This is a genomic window from Cyclobacterium sp. 1_MG-2023 (genome assembly GCF_030546805.1).
Taxonomy (GTDB): domain Bacteria; phylum Bacteroidota; class Bacteroidia; order Cytophagales; family Cyclobacteriaceae; genus Cyclobacterium.
The window spans coordinates 555,726-574,520 of sequence record NZ_JAUOPC010000002.1 but is presented as its reverse complement, the minus strand read 5'-3'; the positions used below and the strand labels follow the sequence as shown (position 1 = coordinate 574,520).

Below are 18,795 nucleotides of genomic sequence, written 5' to 3'. Positions count from 1 at the left end.
CTGAACAATAATAGCCGTGGGTGACAACCCACGGGAAGATGAAACTACCCTACTCTCAACACTGAAGGTGTTGAACATACCGTTTCGAGGACTCACCCAAACCTTTCTATCACTAGAAATTAGCCTGTACTTTTGCAACTACAAATTATAACTATTAATTTATCTACCCAGCAACAGGTTCCTGAGCGGAAGGAGTAGGTATTACGCGTACGTCGCCCTATGGCTTCGGCTCCGCTCAGCCACCGGATTTTGGACTTCGTTCCGGCACTGGAAAGCATTACTGAAGTAACAGCCTTAATCGATTTGTCTTAAATTGACTATGCTTGTAAAATCCTCATGGCCGCATAGACCCTTTGTTGTAAAGGGAAGTTGGATGCGTATGAATTAACTGCATATACGCTTGATTTTATGCGAAAGCTTTACGAATACCCTGCTTTGGTATCATTTACCACCTTATGCACACTTGCTGCAATCTTGTCTTCTACATCTCCTCTCCATCTCCAAGCAGGATGACCATACTCATCCAAATGTGATCCTCCTTCATATCCACCCTCTTCCCAAACACGTCGGGAAGGTATATACGCTGCCATATAATTGGCATAGCCACAAACCCAGGTTTTCTGAGGAAATTCCTTTTTAAACCTGAGAGAATAATCTACCACTGCTTCACCTCCAATACCAATCAATAAAAGTTCATCACCCATCTGCCAAGCTTGGGTTGGATAAGGGTAGCTAGTATCGAATATTTCTCCATTCTCAATCTTTGCTATCATTCGTTTTGCCCACCTGGCATGAAGTGGGCTCCTTCCATTGGCTATTGGCTCTAATTTTTCTAAGGTAACCAGTTCCTCAAAAGCCAGGTCCACAAAATTGAAGGATGTTTTCAGGTTAGAAGAAATTATTTCCATTGGTTTATTTAATGCTTCCTCCACGGAAGTGGAAAGCATCTTCCCATATTTTTCACACAGTGCCAATTCTCTTCTTGGCAAAGGATTCTGATCTCCTCCACAGGCATTGAAAAACATGGCTGCGGTGCCCGGAAATTTACTTTCCAAGTCAATTTGTGCAAATCCGGGATAGTCTCCACACCAGGTATTAAAATCCAATGTGGTAGGGTGACAGGCATAACCGAAAAGCAGGGCTAAATAATGACCTCCGGCACCTTTGGCAGCCAAAACAGGCACCTCATGATCCACCGCTCCTTTTAAAGGTATTCCTTTGGCCAATAAGCCTGGTACTTCGGGCTCTTTATTGTCTCGTCTGTTAACGGCAAAAGTGCATTTTCCTCCCCCAGCAAATAGCTCACAATCCTGCCAGTTATGAAGTGCTTCATCAATGGCAGCAATTAGCGCCTCTTCCATCCATAAAGTATATTCTATTACCGCTTTCTTCTGTTGTTCATCACTTGGGTAATAATCCACCAAATCATCCTCTAAGCAGGGGGCACAATGATTGTGTGAAAAGGTCAACATAAACTGAGAGCGTTCCAATTGAAATTGTTCCGCAATTTTATTAAATATCCGTTCATAAACGGTCTTAGACATGCCCATATGATCAGTGGTAACCATCACCACTTTTTTGCCGGAAGCATCTTTCAGAGCAATTACCTTAGCCCACAAATCATGGATCTTTCCGTAGGCCATCCTTTTTCTACCATAACCCGCAAGCCAGACCTCATTTTGAGGTGTTATTAGTGCCTTGGCTATGCCAATTTGCCATTGGTACTCACCAACTTTAGGCAGGCCATTGTCAGCCTCCTGTTCAAGTAATGCTTCTCTATGCATTGACAAGACAGGTGATGACAATAAACCCAAAGTCCCTGTCGCTATTCTTCCAATAAACTTTCGCCTGTCGGGTATTAATTTGCTTTTATTTTGCATAGAAAACGCCTTTCATTTGGTCCTTTAGCATGACAAGTATTATTGTTGCCGGTGAATTTCCTGCAACAATGCAATAGCAGTATCTGCCAGCAGCTCTCCTCCGCCCGGAGCCAATCTTGAATTAATGGTCTCGTACCCTCCCCGGAAAAATGCCTCCTCTGTAGGCACATAAGCAATATGACTATGGGTCAATTCCACCACTATAGTGTGTTTATATGGGGAATACTCTTTGATTGCCAAGCCTAAATCTACAAATACCTCTCCGGGAAGCCCTACGATAGCAATATCCTTACTCATTTGAAATACCTGTATTTCTAATGGGATCTTCCAACCTTGATCTCCAATTGTCGGTGACACGGCTTCTGTTCGTCTCATTCTTTCAAGCGACCTGATTTTTAGTTTTCTTCTTCTTTCTAAAAATGCTTTTTCCACATACAAAGGCGGGGTACCAGTATCTTGAATGGCCCATTCCAGTTCCTCCTTGGAGTAATTTTGTATGGGAGCATAAATTACCCTAGACATGGCCTTTAGGTCAGTTCCATTAACTTTTTCAAAGTTGTTCGCACTTTGTACAATGGTTGATGAAAGGATTTCACCAATTTCTGAGGAACTTTTTATCGTTTCTCTGGTTCCGGTGACGTCTATATGGTTGATATTGCCACAGGCACCTGCGGCAAAAAGCGAAACAAAATCTTTGTGAAAATGCCCTTGCAAATTACCGGCTAAAAAGCCCGGATAATCTGCACTAAATGCGGTTCCGCCGAAGGTATCTGCATGCAAGGAAAAATTTGACACACTTCCAATTGGGTATTTGTCCTTCTTCCTTTTAATCATCAGCACAGCCAATTCCTTATCTGTTGGACCTTCTGCTTCCCTAATCAATGGATTACCTATTCCTGCATTGGTAATTACCTTTCCATCTTTCATGATAAAACGTCTGTTGAAGGCCAAATTATCCACTTCTTCACTTAGGATATCGATCGATACCTCCTCCCTTAGATTGAAAGCTTTTGCCACAGCATTAACGATGCCGTCTTCAAGTTGCTGCGGATAGCTGTCATCTTCGCCAGTGTTTACTTTCTGATCGAATGGAGGCCTCAATGTTCCGGTTAATTCCCTAATATTGGGATGGTATGCCGGAGAGGTATGTGAATGCGTCCCTGCAATAATGATATTTTGAAAGGGTATTCCTGTTTGTTCTTCTATTCTTACTCTGGCATTTACGGATAAGTCCCTTTCAACCCACAACAAATCCCCTACTACTAGCGCTACCTTTTCATTGCCTTGCTGAAAAACGACTGCTTTCGCAAATAAGGGGTCGTGAGTACCTGTACTTGGCCCGCGGTAATGGGGATACCCCTCTTCATCTGGTGTGATTTCAATTTGCACCATCCCTACTTTCAAAGCGGATTGGCGGGCAATTACTTCTTGTGTACGTGTTAATCCTAAAAGAATTATTCCGGCAAATATGCCAAACCTTACAAGAGGATTAATCCGAATATAATTTTTATCGCCTAGCTTTGCTGTCATGATTGAGGGGTTATGGCTTTTTCTAAGAGATTATGGGTGATTTTCTGCACCCTTGGATCCGGTCCGTGGGGCCTGCTGTAATGAGACCAGGGCAAGGTATGTCCCGGGGGGCTACTCAATCCCATGGCCCAGAAGATGGTTGCTGCACTGAAAATAAAATTACCTTTTGGCCCCGGATAAATGACCGACTGGAAAGGGCAAGGGTTATCACCTCCTTGCCAGGCAGTTCCTTCAGCAACTATCTCTAGCCCCTCAATATCAGCCGCATCCCCCTGATACTCCCAACCAACAAGTCCGGGTATGCTGTCTCCTTTTTTCATGCCAGTACCTTTGAAGATCCAATGTTCCGGCTTTTTTACAGTCCAGTCTCCTCCACCATTGATAGGTTCTGTATTTCTTACGCCCATCAACATTCCTTCATCAGGTCCTCTTTCAGGAAATGGACCATGTAATCTTTCTCTCAAAACTGCATAATCATTATTGGCACCATAAGGTCCTCCTCTAAATATCCTACGGTTAGGCTGACCTGCTTCGCTTGCCGTGTAAGGAGTCACCCAACAAATAGAGTTTCCGGAAAAAAACAAGAGATTCACCCCTTGTTCTTTAAGTTTCTCCACGCTTCTAAATTGCCGGATGTCCCAGTATTCATCATGGCCAATGCTTAAAAATGCCTTGGCTTTTAAACCTCTATCAGGTGTCAATAAATCTACATTGGAACAATAACTCACATCATAACCATGCTGTTCCAAAAAATAGGAAAATGGCATTTCAAAGGAAATAAATTCTCCGGATCCAAAAGACAAGGGGTCATTTACTATGGCTTCATATTGCCCTTGCCGAGCATAGGGCCGTTCAAAACTAACCTTTGCCCAAGGCCCTTGTGTACCTTTCGGGTGGGTATAAATGGAATAATTATTCGGCCATTTGTTATAAGCTTGCCAGGTATTGTCTGAGCATTGAAACAATAGGTCTGTCTCTCGCTCATCCTTTACAATAAAGATAATATAACTCTCCCAATAAGGTTCACGAGGACTTTTAGGTAAAGTGCGTAACTTTCCCAAATACACCCCACTCAGCCAATCCTCTGGAATCGATAAAGTAGTGGAAACCTCCCATTTACATTCATGAATATTCATTTCACCGGGTTCGGGAGTAATCTGTCGTTTTCCCTTTAATGGCCCTGTCTTTTTCAACCATCTGCCTCCGGTACCATTGTAATAGCCTGTACGGTAAAAGTCAATCTGGAAATCCTCTTCCTGATCAACTGACACCATGATGTCCAAACTTTCTCCCGCCATTATACTTTGTCTGGAACAATACCCTTCAATAAGTGCAGAACGGTATTGTTTTTCGTCGGGCCTTACTCTGGTCAACTGCCAGGAAGTGGTGCCTTCCTTTTTATTTTCTTCCAGTATAAGGTTTTTCTTTTTATTAGCAGGCTTGGAAAAAGCGGGTGTTGTACCTAAAGCCAAAGCAAATCCACTGCCGGCACTTAATTTTATCGCCTCCCTTCTGCTGAGTTTATTTTCCTTCGCCATTTTAAGAAATTGATGGTTTAATTTGTATACCAATCTTCATAAAAAACTTCAGATGTTTACCTGGAAGTAACCGATGAGGATTTTAACTTGTCTAATAGACCCAATAAATTTGAAGTAATTACATTTGAAGCATTTACCTCCAAATAACTGGACCGGGCCCTCCAAGTCTCATATCCTCCCCATTCATGGTGTTGAGGGGTAGGCAAATAACCATTGTATCCATTGGCCAGGGAAACACTAAAGGTTTGTTTAAATGGACTTTTGGCTTTTATTTCCAAACCTATTTCCACAAAAACCTCGCATGGAACAGCAGTAATCGCCAAATCTCCAATTTGAAGTGCCTGAAGGATTAGTTGCTTCTGATCCGGAAAGTCATTAAGAAAAATGGTTTCTCTAGCATAAAGCTCATCTCTTTTAAGAAGGAGAGGTCCTTCTGCTTCAGCTACGATTTTTTTCGCCCTTTCTAGTTCAGCTGCATCCGGTTTCCTTACACCTAGTGTGACTTCTGTCTGTGCACTGGCCAATGGCACCCAATCATGATATGTTATGCTTTGGTATACTTTGAAAGCCTCTGCCGCTACTTTATTTGCGACGATTTCCATTTTCTCATATTTTTCCATGGGCTTCGGTACTGGGCCCCCAAAGTTTATATTATTGATGTCTCCACTGGTTCCATTGGTCATAATCCCAACAAATTCAGGGTTTTGGCGATCTGCACCTATCATTTCTCCAATTCGATTGGCAAACATCCCAAAATAATCAGCAGAAATATCTCCACTTTTTGTGCCACCAACATAGTGCAAGGAATAGTTAGCAAGTAGGGCAATGGGCTCACCACTTAATGATTGAACAGCAATAATAGGCACCTCAGGGTCAATTGGACCTGCAGGTCCTGAAAGATCCGGATTTTCAAAACCAGGATTCATTCTTACTTTATCTTCTCCCCCAAAAGGGTTGGTAAAGGTTTTGCCTTCTTTTAATTTCCATCGTCGGTTAAACACCTCAGTCGGTTCGCTCCCTACACCCCAACCAATTTTGGCCGGTTCCAGATTATTATTGGCCCTTATGATAGCATCAGCAGCCCGTTCTTCCAAAAAGGCCAAATAGTCGGGATCGGGTGTACTGCCAAACACTGCACAAGCTGTTCCTCCGGAATGGGTATGAATGGCCGAAATCATCATGTTTTCCACTGGAATGCCGGTGTATTCTTCTGCTCTTTTTTTGGCATTGTCTACGGTTTCTCTATAAACCATACAAAGGTCCAAGGTAACCATCGCTATTTTCGTTTTTCCATCATCTAAAACCAAACCCCTCGCATGGGTATCGTCATGAATATGCTGGGTAAAACCTTCTTGAAAATTTCCATTAATCGAAGTGCCGATTTTAGGTGTAATAACACTTAGTGCTGCACCTGCCTTAAAAATCTTTTCTGAGTTTTGGTCCTGAGCGGTAAGGTTCCCTGCCCCTGCAATGAAGAGAACTAAAGTGATCAGTAAGTACAGGTAAGTTTCAGACTTTGACTTCAAATCCCAATAGGTGAGGTTTTTTGTAATCATGTTTTTGGATGTTTGTGGTTTCGTGCAATTTATAATGTTAAAGGATAAAGGATTATTTACCTAAAATAATCAGATTAACGCAAAAAAAAGAAACCTTTTATTTTTTTGGCTTTAATATTATTTTAATGCAAGGTTTAGGGGATAGTCAGTAGAATTGAATGGCTATTGATTGAGTTTTCCTTATATTATTAAAATAAAACAGGCAATAGACGCTCATTTACCTGCTTAATTCACATAAAAACTCAAGTTCCTTTTAATTTTCAACCCCTTAGCGGACTCAATCACAGGTTAATTCCTAATAACAAATGCTACAGTCACTCAAAAGCTTGATTATTAGGATGACTTCATTCCTCAAGGTTCAAATTGCAAAACCGAGGTTTAATAGGAAAATAGAGATAAAAAAAGGGGAATAGCTGACCTATTCCCCTTTTTTTTATATTATTCACTTTATCATCAATGTTTTCGCAACCTTTCCATTATTTTGACATGGCCATATAATCAACTGTCAATTGTGACAATGCCCGTACACCTACGACAAATCCGCTTTCATCCAGGTAAAAATCAGGTGTATGATGAGAGGGAGCTTTCTCAGAATCACCATCAACAGGCATTGCTCCTAAGAAGAAAAACAAACCGGGTTTTTCAAGCTGAAAAAAGCTAAAATCTTCCGCACCAGTGACCGGGTCATGCACCCACAAATTGTCTTTACCTGCTACTTTTTCTAAGGTGGGTTGCATCTTGGCAGTCAAAGCCTCATCATTATAGGTCACCGGATACATTTTTTTAATGCTTATATCTGCCACTGCACCTGCACTTTTGGCAATATTTTCACCAATTTCCCTTATCCTACGATGGATAAGCTCTTGTTGCGGCTGGCTATAAGTACGAATTGTACCAATCATATCCACTTGTTCGGGTATAATATTGTGTCTAACTCCACCATGTATTGCTCCTATGGTTACGATGGCAGGTATTTCTATAATTTTAACGTTTCTACTTACTATAGTCTGCAATCCCATTACAATCTGAGAAGATGTAACAATAGGATCTATGGAAGACCAGGGATACGCCCCATGGGCCTGTTGTCCTTTTACAGTAATTTCCAGCTCATCAACTGCAGCCATGGCCGGTCCTGGCTTGTATTTAATTACCCCAGCCGGCGTTTGAGAATTGATATGCAATCCAAAAATTACATCAACATCTTCCATCACACCTTCTTCTACCATCTGCTTGGCTCCCCAGGTATCAATGGATTTGTCTTCCAAACCCTCCTCTGAAGGTTGAAAAATAAATTTAACAGTACCTTTGAGGTCTTTTTGCATACCTGTCAATACTTCTGCCACCCCCATTAAAATGGCCATATGGGAATCATGACCACAGGCATGCATGACACCGCTTTCCTGCCCATTGTATGTGGTCCTGACTTGAGATTTAAATGGAACATCCACCCGTTCAGTCACTGGCAGCGCATCCATGTCGGCTCTCAATGCAACTGTTGGTCCCGGCTTCCCTCCTTTTAAGACACCAACTACACCGGTAACAGCTACCCCTTCGGTAACTTCCATGCCCAAAGCTTTCAGGTGGGCCGCAATTTTCCCTGCTGTTCTTACTTCTGCGTTCCCCAGTTCCGGATGCTCATGAAAATCTCTCCTCCACTCAATCACCTTCCCCTCAATTTCTTTGGCGCTTTCATTAACTTGTTTTTCTAATTTACTCTGGGCAATTAAAGAACTTGCCGTACAGAGAAAGGCAATCCCTGCCATGATAAAATCTAATCTAAATATTCTCCTCATACCCAAATTTAAAAATAAACAAGCAGTAGATTGACATGTTACAAAAAAAAATAAGTAAAAATTTAAAGACAATTTTATCTTTTTATATTAGATTTGGTGATGATCCTATTTTTGGCAGCCAGAAAACTAATTGTCAGGCTATTGGTCTTCGGTCTTTTGATGAATGCTTGTGATCAAAAAGAAAAAAATGGAGACCTACTTTCTGAAGGAGAAAAGCGTCATCGGGATTATATAAGAAAAATACCCGGAAAAGATGAGCATGTACCTGAAGAAGTATTGGCCAAAGGTGAGGTGCTTATCGCCTATGCCGGATGCTATGATTGCCACAAAATTGACAAAAAATCCAAAGGTCCTGCCTTTAAAGACATTGCCAAACGGTATCCAATACAGCCTGTTTATAGGGATTTGTTGGCTAGGAAAATAATTTCTGGTGGTTTTGGCTCTTGGGGTAATCCTGTAATGGCCCCTCATCCCCACATCAGCATGGAAAATGCACAAACAATGGTGTATTACATCCTTTCTTTAGAATATGAGGATTAAATTCCTACCCTTATATTTTGATTTATACAGGTATTTTGCCTTTTGCCATTCTGTAGTTTTCTTTTGCCTCTAAATTCTCTAAATTAATAGGGTTAATAATTAGACTATGAAAACCATCGAAGTAAGGCTACCGCAAGAATTTGATAAATCATTTATAGTATTTAAAGAAAAAGGGACTTATTTCCCTTGCCCTTGGCACTATCATCCCGAATATGAGTTGGTACTGGTGTTAAAGAGTACGGGCAGGAGAATGGTAGGAGATCACATAGGCTATTTTGAACCCGGTGACTTGGTCTGCATGGGTCCCTATTTACCCCATGTATGGGTCAATGATCCCATTTATACCAATGGGGAGGCAGACCATGAAGCTGAGGCAATAGTCATTCAGTTTCAAGCTGATTTCTTGGGTGCGGATTTTTTACAAATTCCTGAAATGGAAAATATCAGAAATATCCTTGGCCTTGCCAGTAGAGGCATGGCATTTACCGGGAAGACCAAAGAAAAGATTACTGAATTAATGAAAGAAATGATCCATATGAATGGTATCCAGCGTCTTTCAAGTCTATTGTCAATATTTGATATCCTATCGCAAAATAAAGAATACCAACTTTTGGCAAGTCCCGGTTTTATTGATAGTGAACCTGAAGGTTCTGACCGACTGACCAAAATAAAAAACCATATATTGAACAATTTTGATCAGGAGATCACACTTTCAGAAATAGCTGCCATGGCTAATATGGGGGTAACAACTTTTTGTAATTTCTTTAAGGAGCAATACCGAATCACATTTATTGAATACCTAAACACTGTTAGAATTGGCCATGCATGTAAACTACTCGCGAAAGAAGACATGAATATTGTAGAGGTGGCCTATGCTTGTGGGTTTAATAACCTGGCCAACTTTAATCGCCAATTTAAAAAACTAAAAAAAATGACTCCTTCAGATTTCAGGAAAACAGTAAATATTCAAGAAGTCGCTTAAATGAAACGAAATATAAAACCAATAACCGGATCCTGAACAGAGTCGAAAGAAAAGGTATGACGCATACATCATCCTATGGCTTCGGCTCCGCTCAGCCACCGGAATTACAGATTTATTTTTTTCAAGATTAACCTATTCGTAAAATAAGGTAAAAGGGGTTAGCTCTTTCAGCAGATTCCCATACAGCATCTATTATTCAAGAGGTAAACAAATAACCGGTTCCTGAACGGAGTCGAAGGAATAGGTATGACACGTACATCTCCCTATGGCTTCGGCTCCGCTCAGCCGCCGGAATAAATCTTATTGCCTTAATTTATCTTTAGGATAGATCCTGCAATGTGTCTATTTGTATTGTCTGTATTGAAGTAATAAGTAACCAAAACTTTATCATCTCCCATATTCACAGCCCATGGGTAACCAATATCTGTGCTTCCTCCATCTTCTCTAATAATAATCTCTTCGGCAGTGGCAAAATCAGTACATTCTGGATTTAAAATTCTCGCCCTTATACCATAAGGCTTGTGTCGATAGCCATAAACCAAAAACACCCTGTCATCGGGTAATCTCAATGCCTGTAGAGGATGCCCCTGAAAACCCATAGATTCCCACTTTTCAAAGGTTTTGCCTCCATCTTTGGATCTTGCAATCACAGCTTGGTCATCATATTTGGCTGTACGAATAAAAGCGATAATATCTCCCTTTGGTGTTTCATATGCTGAAGCTTCGTTAAAAACCACCTCATCATCCACTGCCACAGTACTAAGGTGCTCCCAAGTCTCACCTTTGTCATCTGAAACCAAAAGGTAATTAGAGGTTTTTCCTCTTTTCTCAGTATCACTTGCTGCAACAATCCAAAATATCCTTCCACTCTTTCCTTCATACAAAGCTCCCCTATTATAGGCCGGCACTTTATTACCCATTGGGGTATAGTTTACCTCAGGCTCAATAGATGGTGGATAAATAGGTCCCTTCCAAGAATCTCCACCATCAACGGATTTGACAAGGTATCCACCCAAAAACACCGTCCCATATCGGTTTTCGAAATGAGGTTTTTTTATATTTTCCAAGCCATCTTTTTCCAAAAATGCCCATCCATAACTGGCACATAAAAGGGTGCCGTCTTTCAATTGCAATAAGCAAGGATCCTGAGAACCTCCAAATGCGTGAGAATAAATCAACTCAGGCTCTTCGGTCCAATTGACACCATCTTTTGAGGTCACTCCTACCAAATAACTGTTTGGATCTACATGACTATTCCCTTCTTCTTTGTAAACCACCTTTCTGTCCGGGGCCCTTCTAAAAGCCACCAGGTATTCCCCATTGCTCTTTTTTACTACAGAAGGAAAAGTCGCATAATAGCTTTGATCCTGATAAATAATAAAATCTTTGACTTTAGTGGCTGGTGCCACTGCTTTGGTACTATCCGCCGGATCAAAAGCATGAACTGACAAGCTGTTTAAAATCAGTACAGCAATTATTAGCAATTGTTTTTTCATGAGTTTTATTAATTTGTTGTAATATTCTATCTAGCCAAAAAATATTATTGGCTTAGTTCTTTAAGCGGAATTTTAGTTAGGTAAACACTGGTTTTTTCTTCATGACTTGAATAATAAACAAACCAAAGCTTCTTCTTATAAAGGACCATGCCCGGGTAACTTGTATCTCCACCACTGGGCAGCTCCATCGTCTTTTTAATATTGCCATCAAGGTCTGTGGTATGAATAACAGTTTTAGCTCCCTCTTTACGGTAATCCCTAGTTCCCATTAAAAGCGTATTCTTGTCCAAAAACAAAAAGTTAGGCCCTCCCAATCGTTTGGTTAATTTTTTTGTTGTCCATTTGGTGTAGGGATAATCACTTTTGGCCAAAACCCCCATTTTATCATCATCTTCCCTTCTTACCAACACATACATTTCACCATTTTCATCAAACCGGATTGTAGATTCATTTGGCCCGCCATCTATGGGCAGTTGAGCTACATGATTAAAATTTATGCCGTCAGTTGTTTTAAGCAAATGAACCTCTCGCGCAGCATTGTAATTTCGGTAAACAATGCCATATCCAACTTTATTGTGCCAAGTAACCCTCCACATCCAATCCAGGTTTGGCTCTATATCCATTTCAATCCGTTGAAGTGGCGTGAAATCCTCCCCATTAACATCAGAAAAGGAAACCATGGGATACAGGATTTTATAACCATCATCATACACCCCGACTGCCGTGATGACCATAATTTTTCCTTCCGGAGTAATGGAAAGCCTACCTTCTCTGACATCTCTGTCTGCTTCTTCCAAAAGGCCTACACTCTGCCATTTCTTCCCGTCTTTTGATTTGAGAATCCTGACTGCACCACTTTTATCCGGCATATGATTGTTTCCTTCTCTAAGTGCCACATAAAAATCCCCTTTAAACCTAATCATATCAGGGAAGGCATTGTGGGGCGCCCTGTCCCATATTTTTTCCACCTTCAAAGAATCTTTCATGACCTCATCAGCAAATCCCTGTGTCAACTGAAGAAAAATCATTAATAAAAATAAAAAGCTAGTTTTCATAATATATCAAGGGTTAATTATTAATCGTTTTCCATTTGTAAATTTCATCAACCTCAATCCTTCAGGTATTCTAAGTAATCCCATTCAAACCCTTCTACTTTTCTATAACTGTGGTCCGGATAAAGTGTATTTACAGAATCCATTTCCATGGTAAATCTTATCAATTTATCTTCTGATAAAAACGGATCTTGGGTTTCCACTCTCCAATTGTTAAGCGCTTCTTTCATGGAATCCATAACCTCAGCCAATTCCGGTTGATCGGCCAAATTTTCAAATTCCCAGGGATCATTCTGTAAATCATATAATTCGTATTCCGGAGGATTTCTCCAAGTGTCATAAGCTTTGCGAACTTTTTCACCAGAAGCGGCAATTTCTTCAACCGTCGCCCCTGAACCAAAAGCAGGATTTGCATAGGCAGTATAAGCAGGAAAATCGCCTCTTCCCACATCAATATTTTGGATGAGTTTATAGCGTTGCCCCCTTATACTTCTTCTGGGATAATAAAATACGGGTGATGCACCTTCCCCATCTGCCCCTAAGTAGCTCCTCCAGCTGTCCTTCTCTACATTGTTTGAAAATAAATCCATAAGGGACCTTCCCGGAAGATTAAAGTCTCCTTTGGTTTCTGTCAAATCCAGCACTGTAGGTAAAATATCAATTACTGATATCAGTTCATCTCTGCTTGAGCCACTCTCTTTAATTACCTCAGGGTAGGATATTATAAAAGGCACCTTTAAACCACCCTCATAATTGGTAAGCTTTCCTCTACTGAATTGAGCTCCATGATCACTTAAATAAATGATGCAGGTATTGGATAAATCACCTAAACTATCCAACAACATCCCTATGGATTCATCCAGCCGGTTCATACAGTTGTAATAGGCTTCCGTTTCATCCAACAATCGCTCATTATTAACCCCTACAAAGGGAAGCGTATTTTTAATTTTATCCCTGTCCACCTTTTGGGTGGGCAAACCTTCCACTTCATTTTGAAATGGGAGATGTGCATCAGGAAAATTTACCATCAAAAAATAGGGATCTTCTGATTGATTAACAAATTCTTTTGCCTTGAGGGCATAATCTTTAAGGCTTTCCTTTTGAAAATTCGAACCCGGCAATGCCTCGAAATCAAAGTCAAATCTTTCTGCCGGATTAACATGAATTTTGCCTAAAATACCTGTTCTATATCCTGACTGCTTAAGGTAGTTTGGCAAAACTTTTACTCCGGAATATAGCCCATAGTAATGGGTAGCCCAGCCCAGCTGCCCATTCTGATGAGGGTACAAACCTGTAAAAATACTACTTCTAGAAGGGCTACAAACGGCATAAGTCGTATAGGCATTAAGGAATTTAACTCCATTTTGGGAAAGCCTGTCCAGATTTGGGGTATAAACCAGGTCATTCCCATAACAACCCAAATCCGAACTATTGTCTTCAGAAACGATTAGCAAAATATTGGGTCTTAGCTTTTGATTTTCTTTGGGGCTACATCCAATCACAATTGCACCAAAAAATGCTATCAAGATCACCCAATATTTCACCTGTTTATCGACCATCTACTTTCTGAATTTTAAAGCTTTCCCAAGGTTAGAAAATAATAATCAGGCTCCATCAATTATAAGCCTGATTATTATAATTTTCTGCTATTAATTTTATTGGTATCCTGGATTTTGAATGATTTTATTCTCCAAACTCAAGACACTTGTTGAAATTGGCCAAAGTATTTTTTGAGCAGCATTTTCATTTTCACTCAAAGTTGGTAGCATTTCAAGAGCCTTGTCAAATCGAACCAGGTCCCACCATCTTTTGCCTTCAAAGGCCATTTCCCTTAACCTTTCTTCAAGGATGATTTCATCATTTTCTTCAATCGTTCCGGAGGTAAAGGCATACGCATCATATTTATCCCCATAGGCACGCATCCTTACTTGATTTATTTCCATAGATGGATCTTCTCCCAAAGCATTTTTTGCTTCTGCGATCATCAATAAAACATCCGCATATCTGAATAAAACGATATCATCAATAAAATTTCTACTTCCACCAATGACAGTACCGTTTCCTTTTGTCACAATCGTTGTGTAGTAAGTCATTGCTTCATCTTCACCGATTGTATAAATTTCATAGAAGGAGGCATTCTTTCTCTGGTCATCATCCGAATACAAAGATTTTACATAATCTGTAGGAACTACAATATTATTACTTCCTCCGCCAATGGCACCTATGGTTTCCTTCGCTTCGTCAGAAATATTTGTCGGGATTGCACTACCAATTAAATACATGGAGTTGAAATAATTATTACCTGCTGATTCAAGTTCAGCAAACCTAACTGCCATCAATATTTCATCATTCCCTTTGTTTTCATAATCAAAAACATCTTCAAAATTATCCAAGAGGGCAACATTGGTAGTTTTTATTTCTTCCAATGCACTTAATGCAGTTTGAAGATCTGAACTTCCGCCACCCATTTGTTTGGCTGTCCAAAGGTAAACCTCTCCTTTTAACGCATTCGTTGCAGGCTTGGACCAAAACATTTTGTTTTCCGCATAGTCATTGTCGGGAAACAGCTGCAATGACCGGTCGATATCAGCCTTGATAAATTGAAAAATCTCAGTTTGTGCTGTTCTTTCAATTTGTGTCAACTCAGGATTTTCACTCTCTGTCGGTAACTCACGCAAGGGTAAATCTCCCCAAGTTTTTGTCATTACAAAGTAAGCAAATGCACGCATGGCATAAGCTTCAGCCAGAATGGTGTTTTTCCTGTTTTCTGAGGCAAACTCAATTTCAGGCACATACTTAATAATTAAGTTAGCACTATTCACTAAGGTATATAAACTTTGCCAACTAGGGCCGGCATCATCGGGGTGCAGACGGTTCAAGTAATATTTAGACCATCCACCGTCTCCAACGGTTCCTAGCGCCACTACATCCGCTCGTGCTTCACCCAAATAATACAAGGTAGAACTGGAAATACTCCTGAGATTAACATACATTCCTATCAAGGCACCCTCTGCATCCCCTTCTGTATTCCAGAAAGAACCTGTAGTGATCACACTGGTAGGTGATACATCCAGAAGGTCGGAACAGGAGCCGAGTAGAAATATGCTTAATATAAAAGCTATACTAAAGTTTTTCATGATTCCTTAATTTTAAATTAGAAGGTAATATTTAGACCGAAAATAAAGTTTCTCGGAATGGGATAACGACCATAATCTCGTCCACCAAATTCCGGGTTTAGCCCCTGGTATTTTGTGAAATAGTATAGATTATTCCCCGTAATACTTAGCCTGACATTTTGTAAATGCACAGGTGTTAACAAGCTTTGTGGCAAGTTATAACTGATACTTAGTTCTCTTATGGCCAAGTAGTCTCCTGACTCATAATAGCCTTGCCCTGTACGGGTTGGGAAAACATTGTACTGTGCTCTGGTACTTTCCCAATCGTACCTTGGTAACGCTGCGATATCACCTTGTTCTTGCCAGCCATTGTCAACCAAATTCTGGGTGAGGTTCATGTTTAGTTTCCATTGCCCTTCCATAAATGCACGAGCATAATTAAAAATGGTATGCCCCATCGTATAATCCATTCGCAGGCTAAGCATTAGGTTTTTGTACGAAAAAGTATTGGTAAAACCTCCGGTTAAGGTTGGGAATTCAGTTCCAACATTTACCATATCTTTTTCATCTATGACACCATTATTATCCAAATCATCCCAGATAAAATCTCCACCAAAGGAAACATCAGGGTATCTTTTATAAATATCACTAGGTGCGCTTTCTGCATCCTGATCGGTAGCATAAACTCCTAATTGTCTATGGGAGTAATACTCACCTAAACTTCCACCTTCCTGAAGGCCCCCTTTCCAGGCATAATCACCAAGTGCAGTATCCCATACATAATATCCGCCCACTCTATTATTCTCAACTCCATTTTCAGGCAGTTTTAAAATTTTATTTTGTAGGGTTGCCACATTGGCTGCAAGATTCCATTGGAAGGCTGAAGTCGCAGGTAAAATATTGTAATTAACTTCTACCTCAACCCCCTTGTTTTCTAAACTACCCAAGTTGGTAAGAGTACTGCCAAAACCTGTGGATGGGGCTAAGGCAAGATCAGTAATCAAATTATCCGTCACTCTTCTGTATACATCAAGGACAATCCCTAAGCGATCAAATAAGGTAAGGTCAGCACCGAAATTTAGGGTTTTGGATCGCTCCCATTTCAATTCCGGATTGGGGATTAATGTATTCTGGATACCGGCATAACCTCCATACCTTAAACCTACACCATAAGCACCCTGCGCAGCAAAATCTCCTAAATTGCCTATGTTCCCATTGATTCCGTAACTTGTTCTGATCTTAAGCTTACTGAATACATTCTCGGGCAATGCTTCCCAGAAATCTTCATTGTGCATGTTCCAGCCCAATGCCACACCAGGAAAAAATCCCCATTGGTAATTGGCTCCAAGATTTGATGCACCATCATACCTCGCATTTAATGAAACCAAGTATTTGTAATTGAAATCATAATTTACCCTACCAAAATAGCCATGTATAACCTGATCTGAGATAGAACTGCTAACACTGGTTGCTTCAGCAGAAGCATTTAAGGTTGGTATAAGGTCAGTGGAAGCGCCTTGTCCCGCCGCATAAAGGGAAGAGGTATTTCTTCCAAAATAAGCATAACCTGCGGTCGCATTAATATTATGATCATCTCCAAATGTTTTGCTATAATGAAAAACTGCATCAACCTGTGTCTGCCTCCATTTTGAAATGGAAGCACTTGCAGCCCTGTTGTCCACCAAATTATTTGGCCCATTTAATACTGCCGGCTGGAAATTGTAGGAATCACTGGTTCTATTATAAATAGAGAGTTGCGGGTCAAAACTTAATTCCGGCGTTATCTGCCATCTTGAACCCACAGAAAAAGTAAGGTTCTCTACGCTATTTTCTGCTACTCTGTTTCTTAAAACATATTCAGGGTTTCCTTCACTTAAAGCCTGTCCAGGAGCAAGAGTTCCATCCTCAAACATGTATTTGGTTGTAGGAGGTAATGTAATGGCTCTGGCAAAAATATTGGTAATACTGTTTACTTGATTGTCTTTTGAATTGGCATAATTAACAATGCCATAAAAGCTGAACTTATCGCTTACTTTAAAATCTCCATTTACATTCATGGTATAACGCTTATAACCTGTAGTAATGGCTATCCCCTGATTGTCCAAGTAACCTAAGCTCGCACTTACTTTTGCCTTTTCTGTTCCACCAGAAACCGATACATGGTGATTCTGGATTGCAGCAGTTCTGAATAAAACATCCTGCCAATCGGTATCCTTAAAGATCAAAGTTTTGGAAGGGTCAATAGGGTCCGGCATGCTTTCCCAACCTTCATTTAATTTGTACTCATTTTCAGAAGTTAAGTATTGAGTGGTATAAGCTGTGCTATTGCTAAGATCATTTCCTGTGCCAAAACCAACCGGATTGGTTAGCCTGAAGGATGCGTCAGGGAAGATGTCTTGCACAATCATGGCCCGTCTGGCGAATGTCAAATAATCCCGTGCAGAAGCCAGGTCATACAAGCTGCTCGGCTGAGACATTGAATAACTCCCCGAATAATTGACAGACACATAACCAGCCTTTGCAGATTTGGTAGTGATTACTACTACACCGTTTGATCCTCTTGCACCGTATATTGAGGTAGAGGCAGCATCTTTTAAAACCTGAAACGTTTCTATATCTCCTGGTGCGAGATTGTTTATATCAGGCCTGATAACCCCATCCACTACATACAATGGGTTAGCTCCATTTGGATTATTGATGGAAGTTCCTCCCCTTACAATTACTGTAGGAGCAGCTCCAGGTTGTCCGGAAGTGGTCTGAACCCTAACTCCGGCCAACGTTCCCTGCATAGCAGAGGCAGCGTTCGAATAGGGAACATTTTCTAGAACACGCTCATCCATTTTAGACACAGAGGTGGTTAATAATTCCCGGGACTGCTCTCCAAAACCAATCACAACAACTTCATCCATGTCGGATAGCGAAGAGGAAAGGATTACATTTATTGAGCTTTTGTTCCCTATACTTACCTCTTGATTGCTGTATCCAATAAATGAAAACAATAGAATATCCTTGTCTGTAGGAACAGCTATCTTAAACATTCCATCAATGTCTGAAACTGTACCTGCAGCGGTACCTTTTACCAAAATATTCACCCCGGGAAGAGACTCCCCAGACTCATCGGTGATGGTCCCGGTAACCTCTCTGGCACCTTGTGAATAACCTTCCGATCCAGCCATGATCAATAACAGGATCATCAGCCCAAAGAGACGTAATTCTTGTATATATTTTTTCATATAATAATAATTTAATAAGGCACATTAATGTACATACCAAAGATATTATATGAATTAACTGTTTTCTTATACTTTATTT

At 40.5% G+C, this 18,795-nt stretch carries 12 protein-coding genes; 2 read left to right on the top strand and 10 right to left on the bottom strand.

Features of this window, described 5'->3' with window-relative positions; genetic code table 11:
- Positions 1–419: 419 nt before the first annotated feature.
- The 5 genes from Q4534_RS04690 to Q4534_RS04670 all read right to left on the bottom strand — a co-directional run bounded on the left by Q4534_RS04690 (position 420) and on the right by Q4534_RS04670 (position 8,297).
- On the bottom strand, positions 420–1,880 hold the full coding sequence (locus Q4534_RS04690; RefSeq protein WP_303612012.1) for a neutral/alkaline non-lysosomal ceramidase N-terminal domain-containing protein: 1,461 nt from the start codon (positions 1,878–1,880) through the stop codon (positions 420–422).
- A 39-nt stretch (positions 1,881–1,919) separates the two neighbouring features.
- Positions 1,920–3,410, bottom strand: a complete 1,491-nt coding sequence (locus Q4534_RS04685) for a neutral/alkaline non-lysosomal ceramidase N-terminal domain-containing protein (protein WP_303612011.1) — start codon at positions 3,408–3,410, stop codon at positions 1,920–1,922.
- Positions 3,407–4,948: a N,N-dimethylformamidase beta subunit family domain-containing protein gene (locus Q4534_RS04680; RefSeq protein WP_303612010.1), complete on the bottom strand. Its 1,542-nt coding sequence runs from the start codon at positions 4,946–4,948 to the stop codon at positions 3,407–3,409. The genes Q4534_RS04685 and Q4534_RS04680 overlap by 4 nt, the downstream gene beginning before the upstream one ends.
- 56 nt (positions 4,949–5,004) lie before the next feature.
- Positions 5,005–6,504 (bottom strand): hypothetical protein, encoded by a 1,500-nt coding sequence (locus Q4534_RS04675; protein WP_303612009.1) that lies wholly within the window; start codon positions 6,502–6,504, stop codon positions 5,005–5,007.
- 476 nt (positions 6,505–6,980) lie between these two features.
- Positions 6,981–8,297: an amidohydrolase gene (locus Q4534_RS04670; protein ID WP_407933567.1), complete on the bottom strand. Its 1,317-nt coding sequence runs from the start codon at positions 8,295–8,297 to the stop codon at positions 6,981–6,983.
- A 99-nt stretch (positions 8,298–8,396) separates the two neighbouring features.
- On the opposite strand from Q4534_RS04670, the gene Q4534_RS04665 reads away from it, so the two are divergent.
- The gene (locus Q4534_RS04665; RefSeq protein ID WP_303612008.1) at positions 8,397–8,837 is read left to right on the top strand and encodes a c-type cytochrome; all 441 of its coding nucleotides are present in this window, start codon (positions 8,397–8,399) and stop codon (positions 8,835–8,837) included.
- A gap of 106 nt (positions 8,838–8,943) precedes the next feature.
- Complete coding sequence (locus Q4534_RS04660) at positions 8,944–9,819, top strand: AraC family transcriptional regulator (protein ID WP_303612007.1); 876 nt, start codon at positions 8,944–8,946, stop codon at positions 9,817–9,819.
- 308 nt (positions 9,820–10,127) lie between these two features.
- Here the strand turns inward: Q4534_RS04660 and Q4534_RS04655 are convergent, their stop codons facing one another.
- From Q4534_RS04655 to Q4534_RS04635, 5 genes are all read right to left on the bottom strand, one after another.
- Positions 10,128–11,315, bottom strand: a complete 1,188-nt coding sequence (locus tag Q4534_RS04655) for a sialidase family protein (protein ID WP_303612006.1) — start codon at positions 11,313–11,315, stop codon at positions 10,128–10,130.
- Between the two features lie 44 nt (positions 11,316–11,359).
- On the bottom strand, positions 11,360–12,370 hold the full coding sequence (locus tag Q4534_RS04650) for a hypothetical protein (protein WP_303612005.1): 1,011 nt from the start codon (positions 12,368–12,370) through the stop codon (positions 11,360–11,362).
- 53 nt (positions 12,371–12,423) lie between these two features.
- Positions 12,424–13,926 (bottom strand): sulfatase, encoded by a 1,503-nt coding sequence (locus Q4534_RS04645; protein ID WP_303612004.1) that lies wholly within the window; start codon positions 13,924–13,926, stop codon positions 12,424–12,426.
- Between the two features lie 96 nt (positions 13,927–14,022).
- Positions 14,023–15,504, bottom strand: coding sequence for a RagB/SusD family nutrient uptake outer membrane protein (locus Q4534_RS04640; protein ID WP_303612003.1), 1,482 nt, complete (start codon positions 15,502–15,504; stop codon positions 14,023–14,025).
- Between the two features lie 17 nt (positions 15,505–15,521).
- A complete protein-coding gene (locus tag Q4534_RS04635; RefSeq protein ID WP_303612002.1) occupies positions 15,522–18,716 on the bottom strand; it encodes a TonB-dependent receptor in 3,195 nt (1,064 codons plus the stop codon).
- Between the last annotated feature and the right edge of the window lie 79 nt (positions 18,717–18,795).

Excerpts from the sequence above, each read along its gene's own strand:
- Q4534_RS04690 (WP_303612012.1), bottom strand. The coding sequence starts at position 1,880 with ATGCAAAATAAAAGCAAATTAATACCCGACAGGCGAAAGTTTATTGGA.
- Q4534_RS04685 (WP_303612011.1), bottom strand. The coding sequence starts at position 3,410 with ATGACAGCAAAGCTAGGCGATAAAAATTATATTCGGATTAATCCTCTT.
- Q4534_RS04680 (WP_303612010.1), bottom strand. The coding sequence starts at position 4,948 with ATGGCGAAGGAAAATAAACTCAGCAGAAGGGAGGCGATAAAATTAAGT.
- Q4534_RS04675 (WP_303612009.1), bottom strand. The coding sequence starts at position 6,504 with ATGATTACAAAAAACCTCACCTATTGGGATTTGAAGTCAAAGTCTGAA.
- Q4534_RS04670 (WP_407933567.1), bottom strand. The coding sequence starts at position 8,297 with ATGAGGAGAATATTTAGATTAGATTTTATCATGGCAGGGATTGCCTTT.
- Q4534_RS04665 (WP_303612008.1), top strand. The coding sequence starts at position 8,397 with ATGATCCTATTTTTGGCAGCCAGAAAACTAATTGTCAGGCTATTGGTC.
- Q4534_RS04660 (WP_303612007.1), top strand. The coding sequence starts at position 8,944 with ATGAAAACCATCGAAGTAAGGCTACCGCAAGAATTTGATAAATCATTT.
- Q4534_RS04655 (WP_303612006.1), bottom strand. The coding sequence starts at position 11,315 with ATGAAAAAACAATTGCTAATAATTGCTGTACTGATTTTAAACAGCTTG.
- Q4534_RS04650 (WP_303612005.1), bottom strand. The coding sequence starts at position 12,370 with ATGAAAACTAGCTTTTTATTTTTATTAATGATTTTTCTTCAGTTGACA.
- Q4534_RS04645 (WP_303612004.1), bottom strand. The coding sequence starts at position 13,926 with ATGGTCGATAAACAGGTGAAATATTGGGTGATCTTGATAGCATTTTTT.
- Q4534_RS04640 (WP_303612003.1), bottom strand. The coding sequence starts at position 15,504 with ATGAAAAACTTTAGTATAGCTTTTATATTAAGCATATTTCTACTCGGC.
- Q4534_RS04635 (WP_303612002.1), bottom strand. The coding sequence starts at position 18,716 with ATGAAAAAATATATACAAGAATTACGTCTCTTTGGGCTGATGATCCTG.